This is a genomic window from Pseudomonas sp. MRSN 12121 (assembly GCF_000931465.1).
Lineage (GTDB): Bacteria > Pseudomonadota > Gammaproteobacteria > Pseudomonadales > Pseudomonadaceae > Aquipseudomonas.
Genome location: NZ_CP010892.1, coordinates 6324787 through 6341410, shown reverse-complemented (window position 1 = coordinate 6341410; position 16624 = coordinate 6324787). Strand labels below are relative to the sequence as shown.

At 65.1% G+C, this 16624-nt stretch carries 14 protein-coding genes; 4 read left to right on the top strand and 10 right to left on the bottom strand.

The features are described from left to right. The first annotated feature begins 221 nt into the window (after positions 1-221). Positions 222-1589: a cell envelope integrity protein CreD gene (creD, locus tag TO66_RS28950; RefSeq protein WP_044465461.1), complete on the top strand. Its 1368-nt coding sequence runs from the start codon at positions 222-224 to the stop codon at positions 1587-1589. 206 nt (positions 1590-1795) lie between these two features. Here the strand turns inward: creD and TO66_RS28945 are convergent, their stop codons facing one another. After that, complete coding sequence (locus tag TO66_RS28945) at positions 1796-2425, bottom strand: glutathione S-transferase (RefSeq protein ID WP_044465460.1); 630 nt, start codon at positions 2423-2425, stop codon at positions 1796-1798. A 111-nt stretch (positions 2426-2536) separates the two neighbouring features. Here TO66_RS28945 and TO66_RS28940 point away from each other — a divergent pair, with 111 nt between their 5' ends. Next, positions 2537-2959 carry a hypothetical protein gene (locus tag TO66_RS28940; RefSeq protein WP_044465459.1) on the top strand — a complete coding sequence of 141 codons (423 nt, stop codon included), beginning with the start codon at positions 2537-2539 and terminating at the stop codon, positions 2957-2959. Here TO66_RS28940 and TO66_RS28935 read toward each other — a convergent pair. The 7 genes from TO66_RS28935 to TO66_RS28905 form a co-directional block, all read right to left on the bottom strand. Continuing rightward, a complete protein-coding gene (locus TO66_RS28935; RefSeq protein ID WP_044465458.1) occupies positions 2937-3125 on the bottom strand; it encodes a hypothetical protein in 189 nt (62 codons plus the stop codon). The two genes, TO66_RS28940 and TO66_RS28935, sit on opposite strands and share 23 nt — an antisense overlap. Beyond that, the gene (locus TO66_RS28930; protein WP_044465457.1) at positions 3122-4255 is read right to left on the bottom strand and encodes a PepSY domain-containing protein; all 1134 of its coding nucleotides are present in this window, start codon (positions 4253-4255) and stop codon (positions 3122-3124) included. The genes TO66_RS28935 and TO66_RS28930 overlap by 4 nt, the downstream gene beginning before the upstream one ends. Before the next feature lie 63 nt (positions 4256-4318). Then, positions 4319-6748, bottom strand: a complete 2430-nt coding sequence (locus TO66_RS28925; RefSeq protein ID WP_044465456.1) for a TonB-dependent siderophore receptor — start codon at positions 6746-6748, stop codon at positions 4319-4321. A gap of 235 nt (positions 6749-6983) precedes the next feature. Continuing rightward, positions 6984-7970: a FecR domain-containing protein gene (locus TO66_RS28920; RefSeq protein WP_044465455.1), complete on the bottom strand. Its 987-nt coding sequence runs from the start codon at positions 7968-7970 to the stop codon at positions 6984-6986. After that, positions 7967-8485, bottom strand: coding sequence for an RNA polymerase sigma factor (locus TO66_RS28915; RefSeq protein WP_044465454.1), 519 nt, complete (start codon positions 8483-8485; stop codon positions 7967-7969). The genes TO66_RS28920 and TO66_RS28915 overlap by 4 nt, the downstream gene beginning before the upstream one ends. A gap of 297 nt (positions 8486-8782) precedes the next feature. After that, complete coding sequence (locus TO66_RS28910) at positions 8783-9490, bottom strand: PolC-type DNA polymerase III (RefSeq protein WP_044465453.1); 708 nt, start codon at positions 9488-9490, stop codon at positions 8783-8785. After that, positions 9487-11427: a putative nucleotidyltransferase substrate binding domain-containing protein gene (locus TO66_RS28905; protein WP_044465452.1), complete on the bottom strand. Its 1941-nt coding sequence runs from the start codon at positions 11425-11427 to the stop codon at positions 9487-9489. The genes TO66_RS28910 and TO66_RS28905 overlap by 4 nt, the downstream gene beginning before the upstream one ends. A 253-nt stretch (positions 11428-11680) precedes the next feature. On the opposite strand from TO66_RS28905, the gene TO66_RS28900 reads away from it, so the two are divergent. Beyond that, entirely contained in the window at positions 11681-12127 is a 447-nt protein-coding gene (locus tag TO66_RS28900; RefSeq protein WP_044465451.1) for a response regulator, read from the top strand. Between the two features lie 72 nt (positions 12128-12199). On the opposite strand, the gene TO66_RS28895 is transcribed toward TO66_RS28900, so the two are convergent. After that, positions 12200-14377: a malate synthase G gene (locus tag TO66_RS28895; protein ID WP_044465450.1), complete on the bottom strand. Its 2178-nt coding sequence runs from the start codon at positions 14375-14377 to the stop codon at positions 12200-12202. Between the two features lie 526 nt (positions 14378-14903). Here TO66_RS28895 and TO66_RS28890 point away from each other — a divergent pair. Then, positions 14904-15422, top strand: coding sequence for a glycine cleavage system protein R (locus TO66_RS28890; RefSeq protein WP_044465449.1), 519 nt, complete (start codon positions 14904-14906; stop codon positions 15420-15422). Positions 15423-15648: 226 nt separating this feature from the next. Here TO66_RS28890 and rarD read toward each other — a convergent pair whose 3' ends face one another. Next, the gene (rarD, locus tag TO66_RS28885) at positions 15649-16536 is read right to left on the bottom strand and encodes an EamA family transporter RarD (RefSeq protein ID WP_044465448.1); all 888 of its coding nucleotides are present in this window, start codon (positions 16534-16536) and stop codon (positions 15649-15651) included. Positions 16537-16624 lie beyond the last annotated feature (88 nt).

Here is a 16624-nt window from a genome sequence, read left to right as displayed (position 1 = left end):
CGGTCGTAAAACCTGCTGACGCGTTTTTCCAGGCGGATCGCGGACTCAGGGTTGGCGGTCGCTTCGCGACCGATCGCAGCCTCGCTGGCGCTCGGCAGCGGCTACAGGGTGCGTGGAGTCAGTTCAGCCAATAACAATCTCCACAGACTCTCCACATTGCCCCCATAAAACCCCCACACGGGCCGCCCAGACTCTCCCCCATTCGAACAGGGAGAGACCCCATGAACCGCAATCTGACCTTCAAACTCGGGGCGATAGCCCTGTTGATCCTCGGGCTGATGATCCCGCTGTTGATGATCGACGGGCTGATCCAGGAGCGCCAGGAGCTGCGCGACGATGTGCTGACCGATATCGCCCGCAGCTCCAGCTACCGCCAGCAATTGAGCGGTCCGCTGCTGGTGGTGCCCTATCGCAAGGTGGTGCGCATCTGGAAAACCAACGAGAAGAGCAACCTGCGTTACCAGGAGCAGGGCGAGGAGCGCGGCCGGCTGTATTTCCTGCCGGAGCATTTCGAGCTCGACGGCCAGGTGCAGACCGAGCTGCGTGCCCGCGGGATCTACCAGGCCCGGCTGTTCCACGCCAATAGCCGCATCAGCGGCCAGTTCGCCGTACCGGAGCAACTGGGGATCAAGGAAGACTTCGCCGACTACCGGTTCGAGCAGCCGTTTCTCGCCGTGGGCATCAGCGACATCCGCGGCATCGAACAGTCCATCGCGCTCGAGCTGAACGGCCAGAGCCTGCCGTTCTCCCCCGGCACCCAGCTCGACTGGCTGGGGGAGGGCGTGCACGTCAACCTGCCGCTGCTGGACGGCAAGCGCAGCACCGACCTGGACTTCGCCTTCAACCTGCAATTGCAGGGCACCGGCCAGTTGCAACTGGTGCCGGTAGGCCGGACCAGCAAAGTACGCCTGCGGGCCGATTGGCCTCACCCGAGCTTTATCGGCGATTACCTGCCGGCGCAGCGGGAGATTTCCGACCTGGGTTTCGCCGCCAGCTGGCAGACCTCGTTCTTCTCCACCAACCTGGAAAGCGCGCTGACCCGCTGCCTGGCCAGCGAGTCGTGCGACGAATTCAAGAACCGTACCTTCGGCGTGAGTTTCATCGACCCGGTGGACCAGTACCTCAAGAGCGACCGGGCGATCAAATACGCGCTGCTGTTCATCGCCCTGACCTTCGCCGGCTTCTTCCTCTTCGAGGTACTCAAGAGCCTGGCGGTACACCCGGTGCAATACGCCCTGGTGGGGGTGGCCCTGGCGCTCTTCTACCTGTTGCTGCTGTCGCTGTCGGAGCATCTCGGCTTCGGCCTGGCCTACCTGCTGTCGGCGGGTGGCTGTGTGGCGCTGATCGGTTTCTACGTCTGCCACGTCTTGCGCAGCCTGAGCCACGGCCTGGCTTTCGCCGCTGGTCTGGCGGCCTTGTACGGCCTGTTGTACGGCTTGCTCAGCGCCGAGGACTACGCGCTGCTGATGGGTTCGCTGTTGCTGTTCGGCCTGCTGGGGATGTTCATGGTGCTGACCCGCAAGCTCGACTGGTACGGCGTTGGCCAGGGCAAGCCGGCGGCAGCCGCGCCAGAGGTGGGCCATGAGTAGGTCGCTGGGGTTGCGTGAGGACCGGCAGGCAGCGCAGGCGCTGCTGGCGTGGATAGTCGGGTCGTTGCCCGAAACACCGTGGGGCGGTTATCGCGAGCAGGCTCGCTCCTACAGTGGGAGATGCCGTTTCTGTAGGAGCGAGCTGGCTCGCGATGGGGGCGGCCCGGGCACCATCGTGTTGCAGGTGATGACCGTGCCCGGCGGCTTCAAACCGGTGGCTGGGTCGCCAGCATCGAAGGGCGTTGGCTGACCTCGGCGTACCAGGCCGCCAGCCGGGGGTAGGCCGTGCGCCATTGCAGGTCCGGGTGGCGGAAGTCGAGGTAGCCCAGGGCGCAGGCGACGCCGATGGCGGCCACGTCGAAATGGCAGGCCAGTTCGGCGATCGCCTCGGCCTCGAGCACGGCCAGGGCGCGGCGGATCTTGTCGCGCTGGCCGTCGAGCCATTGCTCCCAGTGTTTCTCGGGGGCGCGCAGGGCCAGCTCGTAACGGATCAGCACCGAGGCGTCCATGATGCCGTCGGCCAGGGCCGCGAGGGTCAGGCGCCGCCAGCGGGCCGAGCCTTCGCGGGGGATCATCGGGTTGCCGACATGTTGCTGGTCGAGGTACTCGAAAACCACCCGGCTGTCGTACAGCACGTTGCCATCGGCCAGGCGCAGGGCGGGGATCTTGCCCAGCGGATTGTCCTGGTTGAGTGCGGCGTCCGGGCTCACCGGGGTCAACTGGCAGGCTTGCAGGGCCACGCGGTCCAGTTGGCCGGTTTCATGCAGCAGCACCATGACTTTGCGTACGTAAGGTGATGCCGGGTTGTGGAACAGCGTCATGCTGGGGGTGGACATGAATACTCCTCGCGGGTGGAAGTGGAGCGCAGGCTCGCGCCCTCGGGGAATCTTAGCGCAGCCGGTGGCAGGGGCCACACGGCGGCGGGCAAGACAGACAAGGAGTGATGAGTGCGCGGTTCCTATCTACGACACGGGTTGTACAGCCTGGCCCTGAGCGGGCTGGGGGCGCTGGCGGTGTGCCTGGCGTTGCACTACGAATTCCGGCGCCACGGCGAGGGCGAACCGGAACTGGTCACGGCGTTCGCCTGGATGGCCTGGCATTGGGCGTTGCCGGCGCTCGCCCTGCCGGCCCTGGGGTGCACCCTGCTGGGCCTGAAGGGCCCCGAGCCGGTGAGCCGGCCGTGGCGCTGGGGCCTGGCGCTCAGTTATGGACCCTTGCTGGCCCTGGCGCTGTTCTGCGTGCTGGTTGCCGCCGAAGCGCTGCGGGACAACCGCCTGTTCATCCCGGTGCTGCCGATTGGCCTGGGGCTGGCGCTGTACCTGTGGCGCGGTTTTCCCGCGGCCACGGTCAGGCCGCCGGCTGGCGCCTGAACAAGCCCCGCAGCGCCAGCGCCGCCGGCACGCCCAGGCCCAGCCAGCTCAGGGCGTCCCAGATGCCGTCGCCGAGCAGCGCCGAGAACAGCCCCGCGGCGCTGAGCACGGCAATGAACAGGGGCGCGCCGAAGACTTTCCAGAAGTTCGCTTGCCGCGGCCTCATGGTGTCACCCCCGCGGGTTCGCCCAGGGCCGGCCGGGCGGCGCGGCGCCGGACGATCCACAGGTACAAGCCGCTGCACAGCACGACGATGGTCAGCAGGTCCAGGGTCGCCCAGAGGATTTTCATCGGCATGCCGCCGTAGTCGCCGAAGTGCAGCGGCTGCGACATGCCCATGGCGTCCATGTACCAGGGCCGTTCGGCCACGGCCGTGACCTCCAGGGTGCTGGCGTCGATCAGCACCGGGGTCAGCAGGTGCGAGGTCAGGTGGGTGCTGCCTTTCATGAACACCGCATAGTGGTGCTCGCTGGAAAAGCGTGTGCCGGGGAAGGCGATGAAGTCCGGCTGCATGCCCGGCGCCACTTCGCTGGCGATCTCCAGCAGGCGGCTGGCCGGGGCCAGCCGAGTCAGCGGCGGCGCATCGCGATACGGCTCGATCATGGCGCTGAGGCTGTCGTTGCGCCAGGCGGCAATCAGCAGGTCGGCGCAGGCGCTGATGACGCCAGTGACGCCCACCACCAGGGCCCAGGTCAGGGTTACCACACCGATCAGGTTATGCAGGTCCAGCCAGCGCAGGCGGGTGGATTTGTCGTGGCGCACGGTGGCGAATTCCAGCCGGCGCATGAACGGCAGGTACAGCACCACGCCGGAGACGATCGCCAGCACGAACAGCAGCCCCATGAACGCCAGCAGCAGCTTGCCCGGCAGCCCGGCGAACAGGTCCACGTGCAGGCGCAGGATGAACATCATCAGCCCACCGTTGGCCGAGGGTGTTTCCACGGCCTCGCCGGTGCGGGCGTCGAGCATGAAGGTGTGCGACGAATTGGGTTCGGTGCCGGCGGTCCTGGCCATGATGGTGAGCACGCCGTTGGGATCTTCCTCGTCCCAGCCGAAGTACTGCATGACCTCGCCCGGCCGATGGGCCTCGGCGGCGCGCACCAGCTGCTGCAGGTCCAGGCGCGGGGTGTCGGCGGGCATCTCCCGCAGCTCGGGCGCATCGCCCAGCAGGTGGTCGATCTCATGGTGAAAGATCAGCGGCAGCCCGGTCAGGGCCAGCATCAGCAGGAACACCGTGCAGATCAGGCTGGTCCAGGTGTGGATAAAGGACCAGCGGCGGATGGTTGTGCTTTTCATTTCTTCGCCTTCAGACACACCAAGGCCGCCCTGGTCGGACGGCCTGGTCGTTAACCCAGCCGGTTACCACTGATAGGTGGCACTGGCGACGACGCTGCGTTGATCGCCGAAATAGCAGTAGGAGCCATCGCAGGTCGACAGGTAGTCCTTGTCGAACAGGTTGGTGGCGTTGAGTTTCAGCGACGCGCCCTTGAGGCTGCTGTCCAGGCGGCCGAGGTCGTAATGCACGGCGGCATCGAACACGGTGTAGGCATTGGCCTTGCCCAGCCAGGTATTGCCCTGGTCGCCGTAGGTGTTGCCGGTGTAGCGGGCGCCGGCGCCGATGCCGAAGCCGTCGAGCACGCCGTTGTGCCAGGTGTAGTCGGTCCACAGCGAGGCTTGCTGGTTCGGCATCAGTTGCAGGCGGTTGCCCTTGTAGATGCCATCTTGTACCTCGGACTTGGCCAGGGTGTAGGCGGCGATGACCTTGAGGTTCTCGGTCACGTCGGACACCGCTTCCAGTTCCAGGCCCTTGACCTTCACTTCGCCGGTCTGGTTGGTGATCGATTCGCCTCCGGCGCCGATGCTGGTCACCAGCACGTTTTTCTGGGTCAGGTCATAGACCGCCGCGCTCAGCAGGGTGTTCGAACCGGGCGGCTGGTACTTGATGCCCAGCTCCCACTGCTGGCCCTCGGTGGGCTTGTACGACTCGGTCGGGGAGACGCTGGCGTTGCTGGCTGGCTGGAACGATTCGGCGTAGGAGATATACGGCACGAAACCCGAGTCGAACACATAGCTCAGCGCCGCATTGCCACTGAAATTCTTGCTGCGGTCGGTGTTGGTCGCGTCGTTCTTGTTGAAGTAGGTGGTGCCCTGGTGCACCCAGTCTTCGCGACCGCCCAAGGTCAGGCGCCATTGGTCGAGGGCCATCTGGTCCTGGATGTAGAGGCCGGTCTGCACGGTTTTCTGGTTGTAGTCGTAATAGGCGCTGGAGCGCGCCGGACGCACGATCGGCTTGCCATACACCGGGTTGAAGATGTTGGTCGTCCCGCCGTCGCCGTAGATCGACAGATAAGAAGTGTCGGTGCGCTGGTGATCCAGGCCGATCAGCACGGTGTGGCTGATGTCGCCGGTGGTGAAGTCGGCCTGGAAGTTGTTGTCGACCGCAAACTGGCTGATGTCCTCGTCGACGTTGGTCGAGGTGCGGCTGATATTGCCCGCCGCGTCAGCCGGGGAGTAGGCGTAGGAACCCACGGTCAGTTGCTGGAAAGACAGCTCCGACTTGGTGTAGCGCAGGTTCTGGCGGAACTGCCAGACATCGTTGAGGCGATGCTCGAAGGCGTAGCCCAGGGCGTAGTAGGTCCGGTCGTAGAACTCGTAGTCCGGGTCGCCCAGGTTCTTGTGGTGGGAGACCTTGCCCAGGGGCGACTTGATCTTGGTGCCCTGGATCGGCATGAACTGGCTGGTCGCCCCGGTATCGTCGCGGGTGAACTGCGAGAGCAGGGTCAGCTTGGTGTCGGTGTCGATGTTCCAGGTCAGGCTGGGGGCAATGTTGTAGCGCTTGTTGTCGATGTGATCGACCTGCGTACCGGCATCGCGCACCACGCCGCTGAGGCCGTAGAGAAACTGGCCTTCATCGTCGATCTTGCCGGTGCTGGCGAAATTGAGCTGGCGGTAGTTGTCGCTGCCGTACTGCAGCTGGATGGCACTGCTCGACTCGGCGCTGGGGCGCCGGCTGACCATGTCCAGCAGGCCGCCGGGCGGGGTCTGGCCATAGACCGAGGAGGCCGGGCCGCGCAGCAGGGCGAGGCGGTCGAGGTTCCAGGTTTCCGCCTTCGGGTTGGCGTACACGCCGCGGGGCAGGGGCAGGCCGTCGAGGAACTGGGTGGGCTCGAAGCCGCGCACCCGCATCCAGTCGTAGCGGGTGTCGCTGCCGTAGCTGGCGGAAACGATACCGGGCATGTAGCGCACGGCGTCGTCCAGATTCTGCACGTTACGGTCTTCCATCTGCTGGCGGGTCGCGACGGAAATCGAGCGCGGCGCTTCGACCAGCGAGGTGTCGGTCTTGGTGCCGGCGGCGGTGCGCGTGGCGACATAACCCTCGACCGGGCCCCAGGCGCTTTCGTAAGCCTGTTGGCCGGTGATGCTGGTTTCCGGCAGCGCCACCACGCCGTCCGGAATCGCCACCAGGCTGTAGGTGCCGGCGCTGCTTTGCTCCAGTTGCAGGCCGGTGCCGCGCAGAGCTTCGCGCAGGGCGCCGGCGGCGTCGAACTGGCCCTTGACCGGTGCCGAAGTCTTGCCGGCGGCCAGGCTCGGGTTGAGGCTCAGGGCCAGGCCGGCCTGGCTGGCGATCTGGTTCAGGGTGCTGGCCAGCGGCGCGGCCGGCAGGTTGTAGGCACGCACGGCGGACGCCTGTTCGGCGGCCAGCAGCGGGCTGCTGGCCAGCGGCGCGCAAAGGGCGATGGCCACGGCCAACAGGCTGGGGCGCAACAGGGTGTCGAGCGTGCGGGACATAAGGTGGCTCCTGGATGGAAATATTTCTCAATTGCCTATGTGCCGCACGAGATTCGAAAAGTGATAGGGCGGATTGAAAATAATTTCGATTCAGTAAAAGCGGGGGTGTTTCAGGTGGGTGGGGTGGTGTTCGAAGGGGCCTTATCGCGAGCAAGCTTCGCTCCTACGCAGGGCTGTGTTGCCTTCTGTAGGAGCGAAGCTTGCTCGCGATAACAACCGCACGGACACTGCGGGGCTATGGCTTGTCTTTGGGCTCGGCCCGCGCCACCAGGGTCACCCACCACGGCGTGTGCTGCTCGATGGCCACGGGCAGGGTGGGCAGCAGCGCGCGCAGGGCCAGGTCGGTGTCGTGCAGCGGGAAGCTGCCGCTGATGCGCAGGTCGGCGATCTCATCGGCCACTCCAAGATGACCACGGCGATAGCGCCCCAGCTCGCTCACCAGATCCGCCAGGCGCGCGTTGTCCACCACCAGCATGCCGCGGGTCCAGGCATCGGCGCCGGGGTTCAGAGCCAGCAGCGGGCCCAGGCTGTCGCGGCGCATCAGCACTTGCTGGCCTTCCTTGAAGACCTGTTCGTCCGGGCTCGATTCCGGGCGCGCGGCCACCGCCGATTGCAACACGCTCAGACGCGTGCCCTGCGCTTCGCGCTTGACCAGGAAGCGCGTGCCCAGGGCGCGCAGATGGCCCTCGCGGGTCTCGACGATAAAGGGCCGGGCGTCGCCATGGCCGGTCTCGACCAGGATCTCGCCTTCCTGCAGCACGATGCGCCGCTGTTTTTCGTCGAAGCGCACATCCAGGGCGCTGTGGGTATTGAGGTTGATCAGCGTGCCGTCGGCCAGGCGCAGGGTGCGTTGCTCGCCGGTGGCGGTGCGCTGGTCGGCGAGCCAGTAGTCCAGCTGGCCGTAACGTTCGCCGGCGAACAGCGCCAGGCCCAGCAGCAGGGCGATGCTGGCCAGCCCGCCACCGAGTTTGCGCACGCGGCGGCGCAGGCCTTCGCGCGATTGCAGCAGGGCGTTGCGCGCCGGGCCGCTGGCGACGCTGAAGCGCTGGTCGAGCATGCCCAGCTGGCGCCAGGCGCGGGCGTGTTCCTCGTCGGCGGCGTGCCATCGGGCGAACTCTTCGCAAGCCATCGGGTTGCCCTCGCCGGCATCCAGCGCCAGCTGCCAGGCAATCGCCGCGTCCAGCACCCGCGCGGACACCGGCTTGGCGTTGAGCGCGCTCATGTCGGCTCCCCGTACAGGGCGATGTAGCACTGGCGGATGCCCTGGGCCAGGTACTGCCTGACCCGGGGCACGGACACGTCCAGGCGCTCGGCGATCTCGGCATGGCCGAGGCCGTCGAGGCGGTTATAGAGGAAGGCGGCGCGGGCCTTGCTCGACAGCTTGCCCAGCAGGCGGTCGATGGCCTTGAGGTCGTCGAGGATCAGTTGCTGTTCTTCCGGGGAGGGCTGTTCCGCTTCCGGGACCAGCATCAGTTCGGCGAGGTAGGCCTGTTCCAGCGCGGCGCGGCGGAAGTAGTCGAACAGCAGGCCCTTGGCCACGGCCACCAGGAACGCTCGTGGTTCGTGCGGGGCCTTCAGTTCGTCGCGGCCCAGCAGGCGGACGAAGGTGTCCTGGCTCAGGTCCTCGGCCCGTTGCGGGCAGGCGACGTTGCGTCGCAGCCAGGCCAGCAGCCAGCCGCGATGGTCGCGATACAACGCGCCAACGAGGTCACTGTGGGGGCTTTGGGCTGACGACAACGGGCATCACCAATCGAGAAGTTGAAACTAACGAGAATTATTCGCGATTGGGGCAGGGCACAAAGAGCCGCGCAATGGGCGCCGGTCGGCTGCGATTTATCCGATACCTGGTCACCGCCTTGTTGCTGCTCTGTAGCCGCTGCCGAGCACCAGCAAGGCTGCGATCGGCCACGTAGTGGCCGCAAAGCCTGTGCTTGCGGTATTTCAGGCGGAACGCACTGGCCGGATTGCGCCTGCTTCGCAGTCGATCGCAGCCTCGCTGGTGCTCGGCAGCGGCTACAGTCGGCAGCGGTTACATCAGAAGGAGTGGGTCTGCTGGCGGCGTTTCCACTGGTTGAGCCGCTGTTGCAGGTTCAGCGGGCTGTGGATCTGCTGCTGGCGGGCCCGGCTGAACAGGATCAGCGCCAGTTCGGCTGTGGCCAGGGCATCGGCGGCGGCATGGTGGCGCTCGCCGACGTGCAGCTTGAAGTGGTTCATCCAGTCATCCAGCCCGGCTTCGCGGATAGACGCCTGCGGGCATAGCAGCGGGGCCATGGCGGCGACGTCGAGGAAGGGATGCTGCAGACGATAACCCAGGCTGTCCTTCAGGGCGCGGCCGAGCATGTGCTGGTCGAACGGCGCATGGAAGGCCAGCAGCGGGCTGTCGCCGACGAACTCCATGAAATCCAGCAAGGCCTCCACCGGGTCGCTGCCGGCGGCGATCGCGCTGGGCCCCAGGCCATGGATCAGTACGCTGGGGCTGAGCTTGTGCTCGCTGCGTTGCAGGGTGCGCTCGAACTGCTGGCTGAAATCGATGGCACCGTCTTCGATGACCACCGCCCCGATGGACAGCACCTGATCGCGGTTGAGGTTGAGCCCCGTGGTTTCCAGGTCCAGCACCACCCAGCGCTGCTCGCGCAGGCTGCACTCGCCCAGTGCCGGAGCACCGGGCAGGCGCTCGCGGCGCCGTTGCTGGGTAGCGTCGAGCGGCGCGCTGGCCGGGCGCAGCCAGGCGAACAGGCTCATAGCTGATACCTCAGCGTCAGGCTGCTTTGCAGGCGCTGGGCCTGGCGCAGCGATTCGCGCAGGATCCGCCGGTCCAGGTGGTTGAGGCTGTCCGGGTCGACGCGGTTGGAATAGGGCAGGTTCTGCCGGGTCTGCAATTGATGTTGCTGCATGCGGGTTTGCTGGATGAAGTGGTAGGCCTCCTCATAGGCGGCACCGTCGAGGGGGTCGATGACCTCCCTGGCCACCAGCTGGCGCAGGCGCTCCAGGGTGTTGTTGGCGTCGATGTTGTTGGCCAGGGCCAGCAGGCGCGCACCGTCGACGAAGGGCGTAAGCCCCTGGACCTTGAGGTCCAGCGTGGCTTTCTCGCCATTTTTCCGAGCCAGCACGAACTCGCGGAAGCGCCCCACCGGCGGACGCTGGCGCAACGCGTTCTCGGCCATCATGCGCTGGAACAGGCGGTTGTCGCCGACCTGGTCGAGAATGCCGCGGCGCAGTTGCGCACAACCCTGCTCGTCGCCCCAGACCACTCGCAGGTCGAAGTAGATGCTCGAATCCAGCAGGTTTTGCGGCGTGGCCTCGCGGATGAACGCGGCGAAGCGCCGGGCCCATTCGGCCCGGGACAGGCACAGCTCGGGATTGCCGGCCATGATCTTGCCCTTGCACAGGCTGAAGCCGCACAACGCCAGGCTCTGGTTGATCTGCTGCGCCAGGGGCAGCAGCTTGCCGCGAATTTCGGCGGCATGGACGGCGTCGCGTGCCTCGAACAGGATGCCGTTGTCCTGGTCGGTGTGCAGGGTCTGCTCGCGCCGGCCCTCGCTGCCGAAACACAGCCAGCTGAACGGCACGCCGGGGTCGCCCTTGTCGGCCAGGGTCAGTTCGATCACCCGGCACACCGTGTGGTCGTTGAGCAGGGTGATGATGTGGGTGATCTGGGTCGAAGAGGCGCCATGGGCCAGCATGCGCTCCACCAGTTGGCCGATTTCGCCGCGCATCGCCACCAAGTTGTCGATGCGCGGCGCGTTGCGGATGGTGCGTGCCAGGTGCACCAGGTCGACCCGTTGCAGGGAAAACAGATCGCGCTCGGACACCACGCCACACAGGCGCCTGTCCTTGACCAGGCAGACGTGGGCGATGTGGCGTTCGGTCATGGCGATGGCGGCGTCAAAGGCGCTGTGGTCCGGCGACAGGGCGAACGGTGCCTGGGTCATGTGGCGTTCGATGCCCTGGTCGAAGTCGCTGGTGCCGTCGGCCACCACCTGGCGCAGGTCGCGCAGGGTGAAAATGCCCAGCGGCGCCTTGTGCTCGTCCACGACCACGATGCTGCCCACCTGCTGTTCGTGCATCAGGCTCACGGCTTCGCGCAGCGCCGTGGTCGGGCTGCAGGTCACCGGGTGACGCATCGCCAGCTCGCCCAGCCGGGTGTTGAGGGAATATTGGGTGCCGAGGGTTTCCACGGCTTTCTGCTGGACCTGCTGGTTGACCTGGTCCAGCAGGCTGCTGACGCCGCGCAGGGCGAAGTCGCGGAACACCGCGCAGAGCGCAAACAGCTTGATGAAGGCGGGCTTGTTCAGTTGCAGGCAGAAGGTGTCTTCGGCCGCCAGGTGCTCGGTCCGGGTGGCGCGCTCGCCCAGCAGCGCGGCGAGGGGAAAGCACTCGCCGGTGGTGATCTCGAAGGTGGTTTCGGTGCCGCCCTTGGCCGTGTGCGGGCGCTCGCCGACGACCCGCCCCTGCTTGACGATATAGAAGTGTTCCACCGGCCCGTCGGCGGGCTTGATGATGCTCTCGCCGGGCCCGTAGAAGCGCAGCTGGCATTGCTCGACCAGATAGGCCAGGTGAGCGTTTTCCATCTGATTGAAAGGGGGGAACCGCTGGAGGAATTGCATCGTGCCGTGGATGTTCTGCAACACCGCGGTTTTCCCTGCCTGGGTGAAGGCATCCGCTTTGCTCATAACCATTACCGCAGTCTTTTTTGGATTTGTCGTGGTCGGGTCTGCGGCCATGGTCGGTCCCCCGGTGCGGGGTGCCCATTGGACGTAAGTCTAGGTAGCGGCCCGGCACCTGCCCATTCGCTTCAAGGCGTCGATGAAAACGCAAAAAATGTGCTTATCGGACTATTGGAAAAAAATCCGACGAAGTGCACATTGAAGGCCTGCTTAGCGATGTCTGACCACTGTGCTAGGGGATTGATTTGAATATGTAGAGAGTGCCATGCCCGACCACGATATTTTGAGCGATGACGAGCGTGAGGCGCTGAACGCCGTGATGCTCGAGCCTGACCTGCCGCCTCAGCGAGTACTGATCGCCGACGACGACAAGGACGCTCGCGAGCTGCTGTCGGAGATCCTGGGGCTCGATGGCATTCGCTGCATGACTGCGGCCAGTGGCAAGGCAGCGCTTGAACTGTTGAACTCGAACAAGTCCATCGGACTGCTGATCACCGATCTGCGCATGGCGCCCTGCAATGGCCTGGACCTGATCCGCCAGGTGCGCGAGTCGGAGCGGGCGGCGCTGCCGATCATCATCATTTCCGGCGATGCCGACGTGCGCGACGCCATCGCTGCCATGCATTTGAGCGTGGTGGACTTCCTGCTCAAGCCGATCGATACCGGCAAGCTGCTGGCGCTGGTCAAGCATGAGCTGGGAGTGGTGCGCTAGGCGGCAGTCGCCGAAGCACGAAGAAAAAAGCCCCGGTCCTGCGACCGGGGCTTTTTCATTTACCGCCGCTTTTTACAGGCCGTTGCGGGCCTTGAACTCGCGACGCCGACGGTGCAGCACCGGCTCGGTGTAGCCGTTCGGCTGCTTGGTGCCTTCGATCACCAGTTCGACCGCCGCCTGGAAGGCGATATTGCTGTCGAAGTTCGGCGCCAGCGGGCGGTACAGGGTGTCGCCGGCGTTCTGCCGGTCCACCACGGGCGCCATGCGCTTGAGGCTTTCCAGGACCTGGGCCTCGGTGACGACGCCGTGGCGCAGCCAGTTGGCGATGTGCTGGCTGGAGATCCGCAGGGTGGCGCGGTCTTCCATCAGGCCGACATCGTTGATGTCCGGCACCTTGGAGCAACCCACGCCCTGGTCGATCCAGCGCACCACGTAACCGAGAATGCCCTGGGCGTTGTTGTCCAGTTCGTTCTTGATCTCGTCGGCCGACCAGTTGGTGTTGCTGGCCAATGGAATGGTCAGGATGTCGTCCACCGAAGCGCGGGCGCGCTTGGCCAGTTCGGCCTGGCGGGCGAACACGTCGACCTTGTGGTAATGCAGGGCGTGCAGGGCCGCTGCGGTCGGCGACGGCACCCAGGCGGTGTTGGCACCGGCCAGCGGGTGGGCGATTTTCTGTTCGAGCATGGCGGCCATCAGGTCGGGCATGGCCCACATGCCCTTGCCGATCTGGGCACGGCCTTGCAGGCCGGTGGAGAGGCCGATATCGACGTTCCAGTTCTCATAGGCGCCAATCCACTTGGCAGCCTTCATCTCGGCCTTGCGCACCACGGCGCCGGCTTCCATGGAGGTGTGGATTTCGTCGCCGGTACGGTCGAGGAAGCCGGTGTTGATGAACACCACGCGCTCGCTGGCCGCCTTGATGCAGGCCTTGAGGTTGACCGTGGTACGGCGCTCCTCGTCCATGATCCCGACCTTCAGGGTATTGCGCGGCAGTTTCAGAACGTCTTCGATGCGCCCGAACAGCTCGTTGGTGAACGCCACTTCTTCCGGGCCGTGCATCTTCGGCTTGACGATGTACACCGAGCCGGTGCGGCTGTTGGTGCGCGAGGTGTTGCCGTTGAGGTTGTGGATCGCCGCCAGGCTGGTGACCAGGCCGTCGAGGATGCCTTCCGGCACTTCGTTGCCCTGGCTGTCGAGGATCGCGTCGATGGTCATCAGGTGACCCACGTTGCGTACGAACAGCAGCGAACGGCCGTGCAGCTTGACGTTGCCGCCGTCGGGCGCGGTGTATTCGCGGTCGGCGTTCATGGTGCGGGTGAAGGTCTGGCCACCCTTGGCCACTTCCTCGGCCAGGTCGCCCTTCATCAGGCCGAGCCAGTTGCGGTAGATCACCACCTTGTCGTCGGCATCGACGGCGGCGACCGAGTCTTCGCAGTCCATGATGGTGGTCAGGGCGGCTTCCATCAGCACGTCCTTGACGCCCGCGGCGTCGGTCTGGCCGACCGGGGTGGACGCGTCGATCTGGATCTCGAAGTGCAGGCCGTGGTGCTTCAGCAGGACCGCGGTCGGTGCCGCGGCATCGCCCTGGTAGCCGATCAGTTGGGCATCGTCGCGCAGGCCGCTGTTGCTGCCGCCCTTGAGGGCGACCACCAGCTTGCCGCCGACGATCTTGTAGCCGGTGGAGTCGACATGGGAGCCGGCCGCCAGGGGCGCGGCTTCGTCGAGGAAGGCACGGGCGAAGGCGATGACCTTGTCGCCGCGGACCTTGTTGTAGCCTTTGCCTTTTTCCGCGCCGCCGGCTTCGCTGATGGCGTCGGTGCCATAAAGCGCGTCGTACAGCGAGCCCCAGCGGGCGTTGGAAGCGTTGAGGGCGAAGCGGGCGTTCATCACCGGGACCACCAGTTGCGGACCGGCCGTGCGGGCGATCTCGTCATCGACGTTTTGCGTCGTGGCCTGGAAGTCCGCCGCTTCTGGCAGCAGATAACCGATGTCTTGCAGAAAGGCTTTGTAGGCCACGGCGTCGTGGGCTTGTCCGGCACGGGATTGGTGCCAGGCATCGATACGCGCCTGGAAATCGTCGCGTTTGGCGAGTAGGGCTTTGTTCTTCGGCGCCAGGTCATGGATGACCTTGTCGGCACCGGCCCAGAACTGGTCGGCGGTGAGGCCGGTTCCGGGAATGGCTTCGTTGTTCACGAAGTCGAACAGGACTTTGGCGACCTGCAGGCCACCGACTTGAACGTGTTCAGTCATTGCTTGCCTCACTCTGCTCAGCTATTTCGCTTTATCAGCTCTTCAAATTAACAATGAAGCCTCTGGCCATTTAAACCACAAACCCCTCTACCAGTACATGCCATCGCGGGCGGCTGGGATGGTTCCAATCAACGGCTTCGAGCCTTGCTGACGGGGCTTTCAGGGTTGCGAGTGCGCCTTGGCAGACATCGATCCAAGGTTATGTAGTGCGCGCTGCGGCATACTACATGATGAATTGCGGTTGTGAAAATTAGACTAAATACGTCGTTCCGCGACCAAAGTTCGCACAATGGTCACGCTGGGAAGCAGGATGTTCTCAAAAAACTATTGAATTGTTCCATATAAATCCAAGCAGTTGTACACGATTTATCTTGCGGCTGGCGCAACGCCAGGTTTTCCGGCCTTCTCCATCCGCTGGTAAAGCGCGTCTACCCGTCACGGGGTGCGCGGCGACGGCGAAAACAGCCCCATGAGCCTTGCCTATACTTGCCCTTCCACCACGACAGTCATGCCAGAGGGTTGCGCCATGAACCACCTCGTACTCACGGTATTCGCCCCGGACAAGCCAGGACAGGTCGAGCGCATCGCCCAATGCATCGCCGAGCACGGCGGCAACTGGCTGGAGAGCCGCATGTCGCGCATGGCCGGGCAGTTCGCCGGGATCCTGCGGGTCGGCGTGCCGGCGGAAGCCTACGACGAGTTGGTGGATGCCTTGCAGGGGCTGTCGGCCCAGGGCATCCGGGTGCTGATCGCGGAAAGCGGCATCGAGCAGTCCTGCACCTGGAAGCCGATCGCCATGGAACTGGTGGGCAACGATCGGCCGGGCATCGTTCGCGACATCACGCGCTTGCTGACCGAACAGGGGGTGAACCTGGAGCGGCTGGTCACCGAAGTGCGTCCGGCGCCCATGAGCAGCGAACCGCTGTTCCACGCCGAGGCCACCCTGGCGGTGCCGCTGACCTTGTCCCTGGAGGTCTTGCAATCACGCCTGGAAACCCTGGCGGACGATCTGATGGTGGAGCTGGTGCTGCGCAGTGAGGGGTGAGACCGGAGTGGGCGGGTTATCCAGTTTTAGCGTGCATGTGCCTGTGGATAACCTGTAGAGACCGGCCGCCAGCCCAGGCCGGCCGGGGATCTTCAAGATCTGATCAAAAAACCGGCAATTTCAAGGGCTTGTGCACAAACGGCGGGGATCACGCTGTGGATAACCTTGGGAAGGATAGAGGCAGGCCACGTGGATCGTGGCCTGCAGAGGTTTGTGTGTTTTTTGATCAGGCGCGCTTGCGCAGGCCCAGCCAGGCATCCACGCTGTACACCGCCAGGCCGGCCCAGATGAACATGAACGCCACCAGGGTGCTCGACGACAGGTGTTCGTCGAACAGCAGCACCGCCTGCAACAACACCAGGGTCGGCGCCAGGTATTGCAGGAAACCCAGGGTGGTGTAGGGCAGGTGCCGCGCGGCGGCGTTGAAGCACACCAGGGGGATCAGGGTGACCGGGCCGGCCGCTACCAGCCACCAGGCTTCGGCGCTGGTCCAGAAGGCGGCCTGGGCACTGGTTGCGGCAGGGTGGAACAGCAGCCAGGCCAGGGCGATCGGCACCAGCATCCAGGTTTCCACCACCAGCCCCGGCAGCGCCTTGACGGGCGCCTGCTTGCGGATCAGGCCATAGAAGCCGAAGGTCAGCGCCAGCACCAGCGACACCCAGGGCAGGCTGCCGACTTGCCAGACCTGCTGGGCCACGCCGACCGTCGCCAGGCCGACGGCCACCCATTGCAGGCGCCGCAGCCGCTCACCGAGGATCAGCATCCCCAGCAGCACATTCACCAGCGGGTTGATGTAGTAACCCAGGCTGGCCTCGAGCATGCGTCCGTTGTTCACCGACCACACGTAAGTCAGCCAGTTGGCCGCGATGAGCGTGCCGCTCAGGGCCAGGATCGCCAGGCGCCTGGGGTTCTCGCGCAGCTCGCGCCACCAGCCGGGATGTTTCCAGACCATCAGCAGCAGGGCGCCGAACAACGCGGACCAGAGCACCCGGTGGATGATGATTTCCACGGCGGGCACGTCGGCGATGGCTTTGAAGTAGATCGGGAACAGGCCCCAGATGATGTAGGCGCTCAGGCCCAGGATGTACCCGCGACGCGGGTTGGCGGCTTGCATGCAGAATCCTTGCTTAGGCAGCTAACAAAGTCAGTGATTGTAAGGAGATTTGTCTGGCTGTGTCTTTGTCGGCGTTATCCCTGTTCGC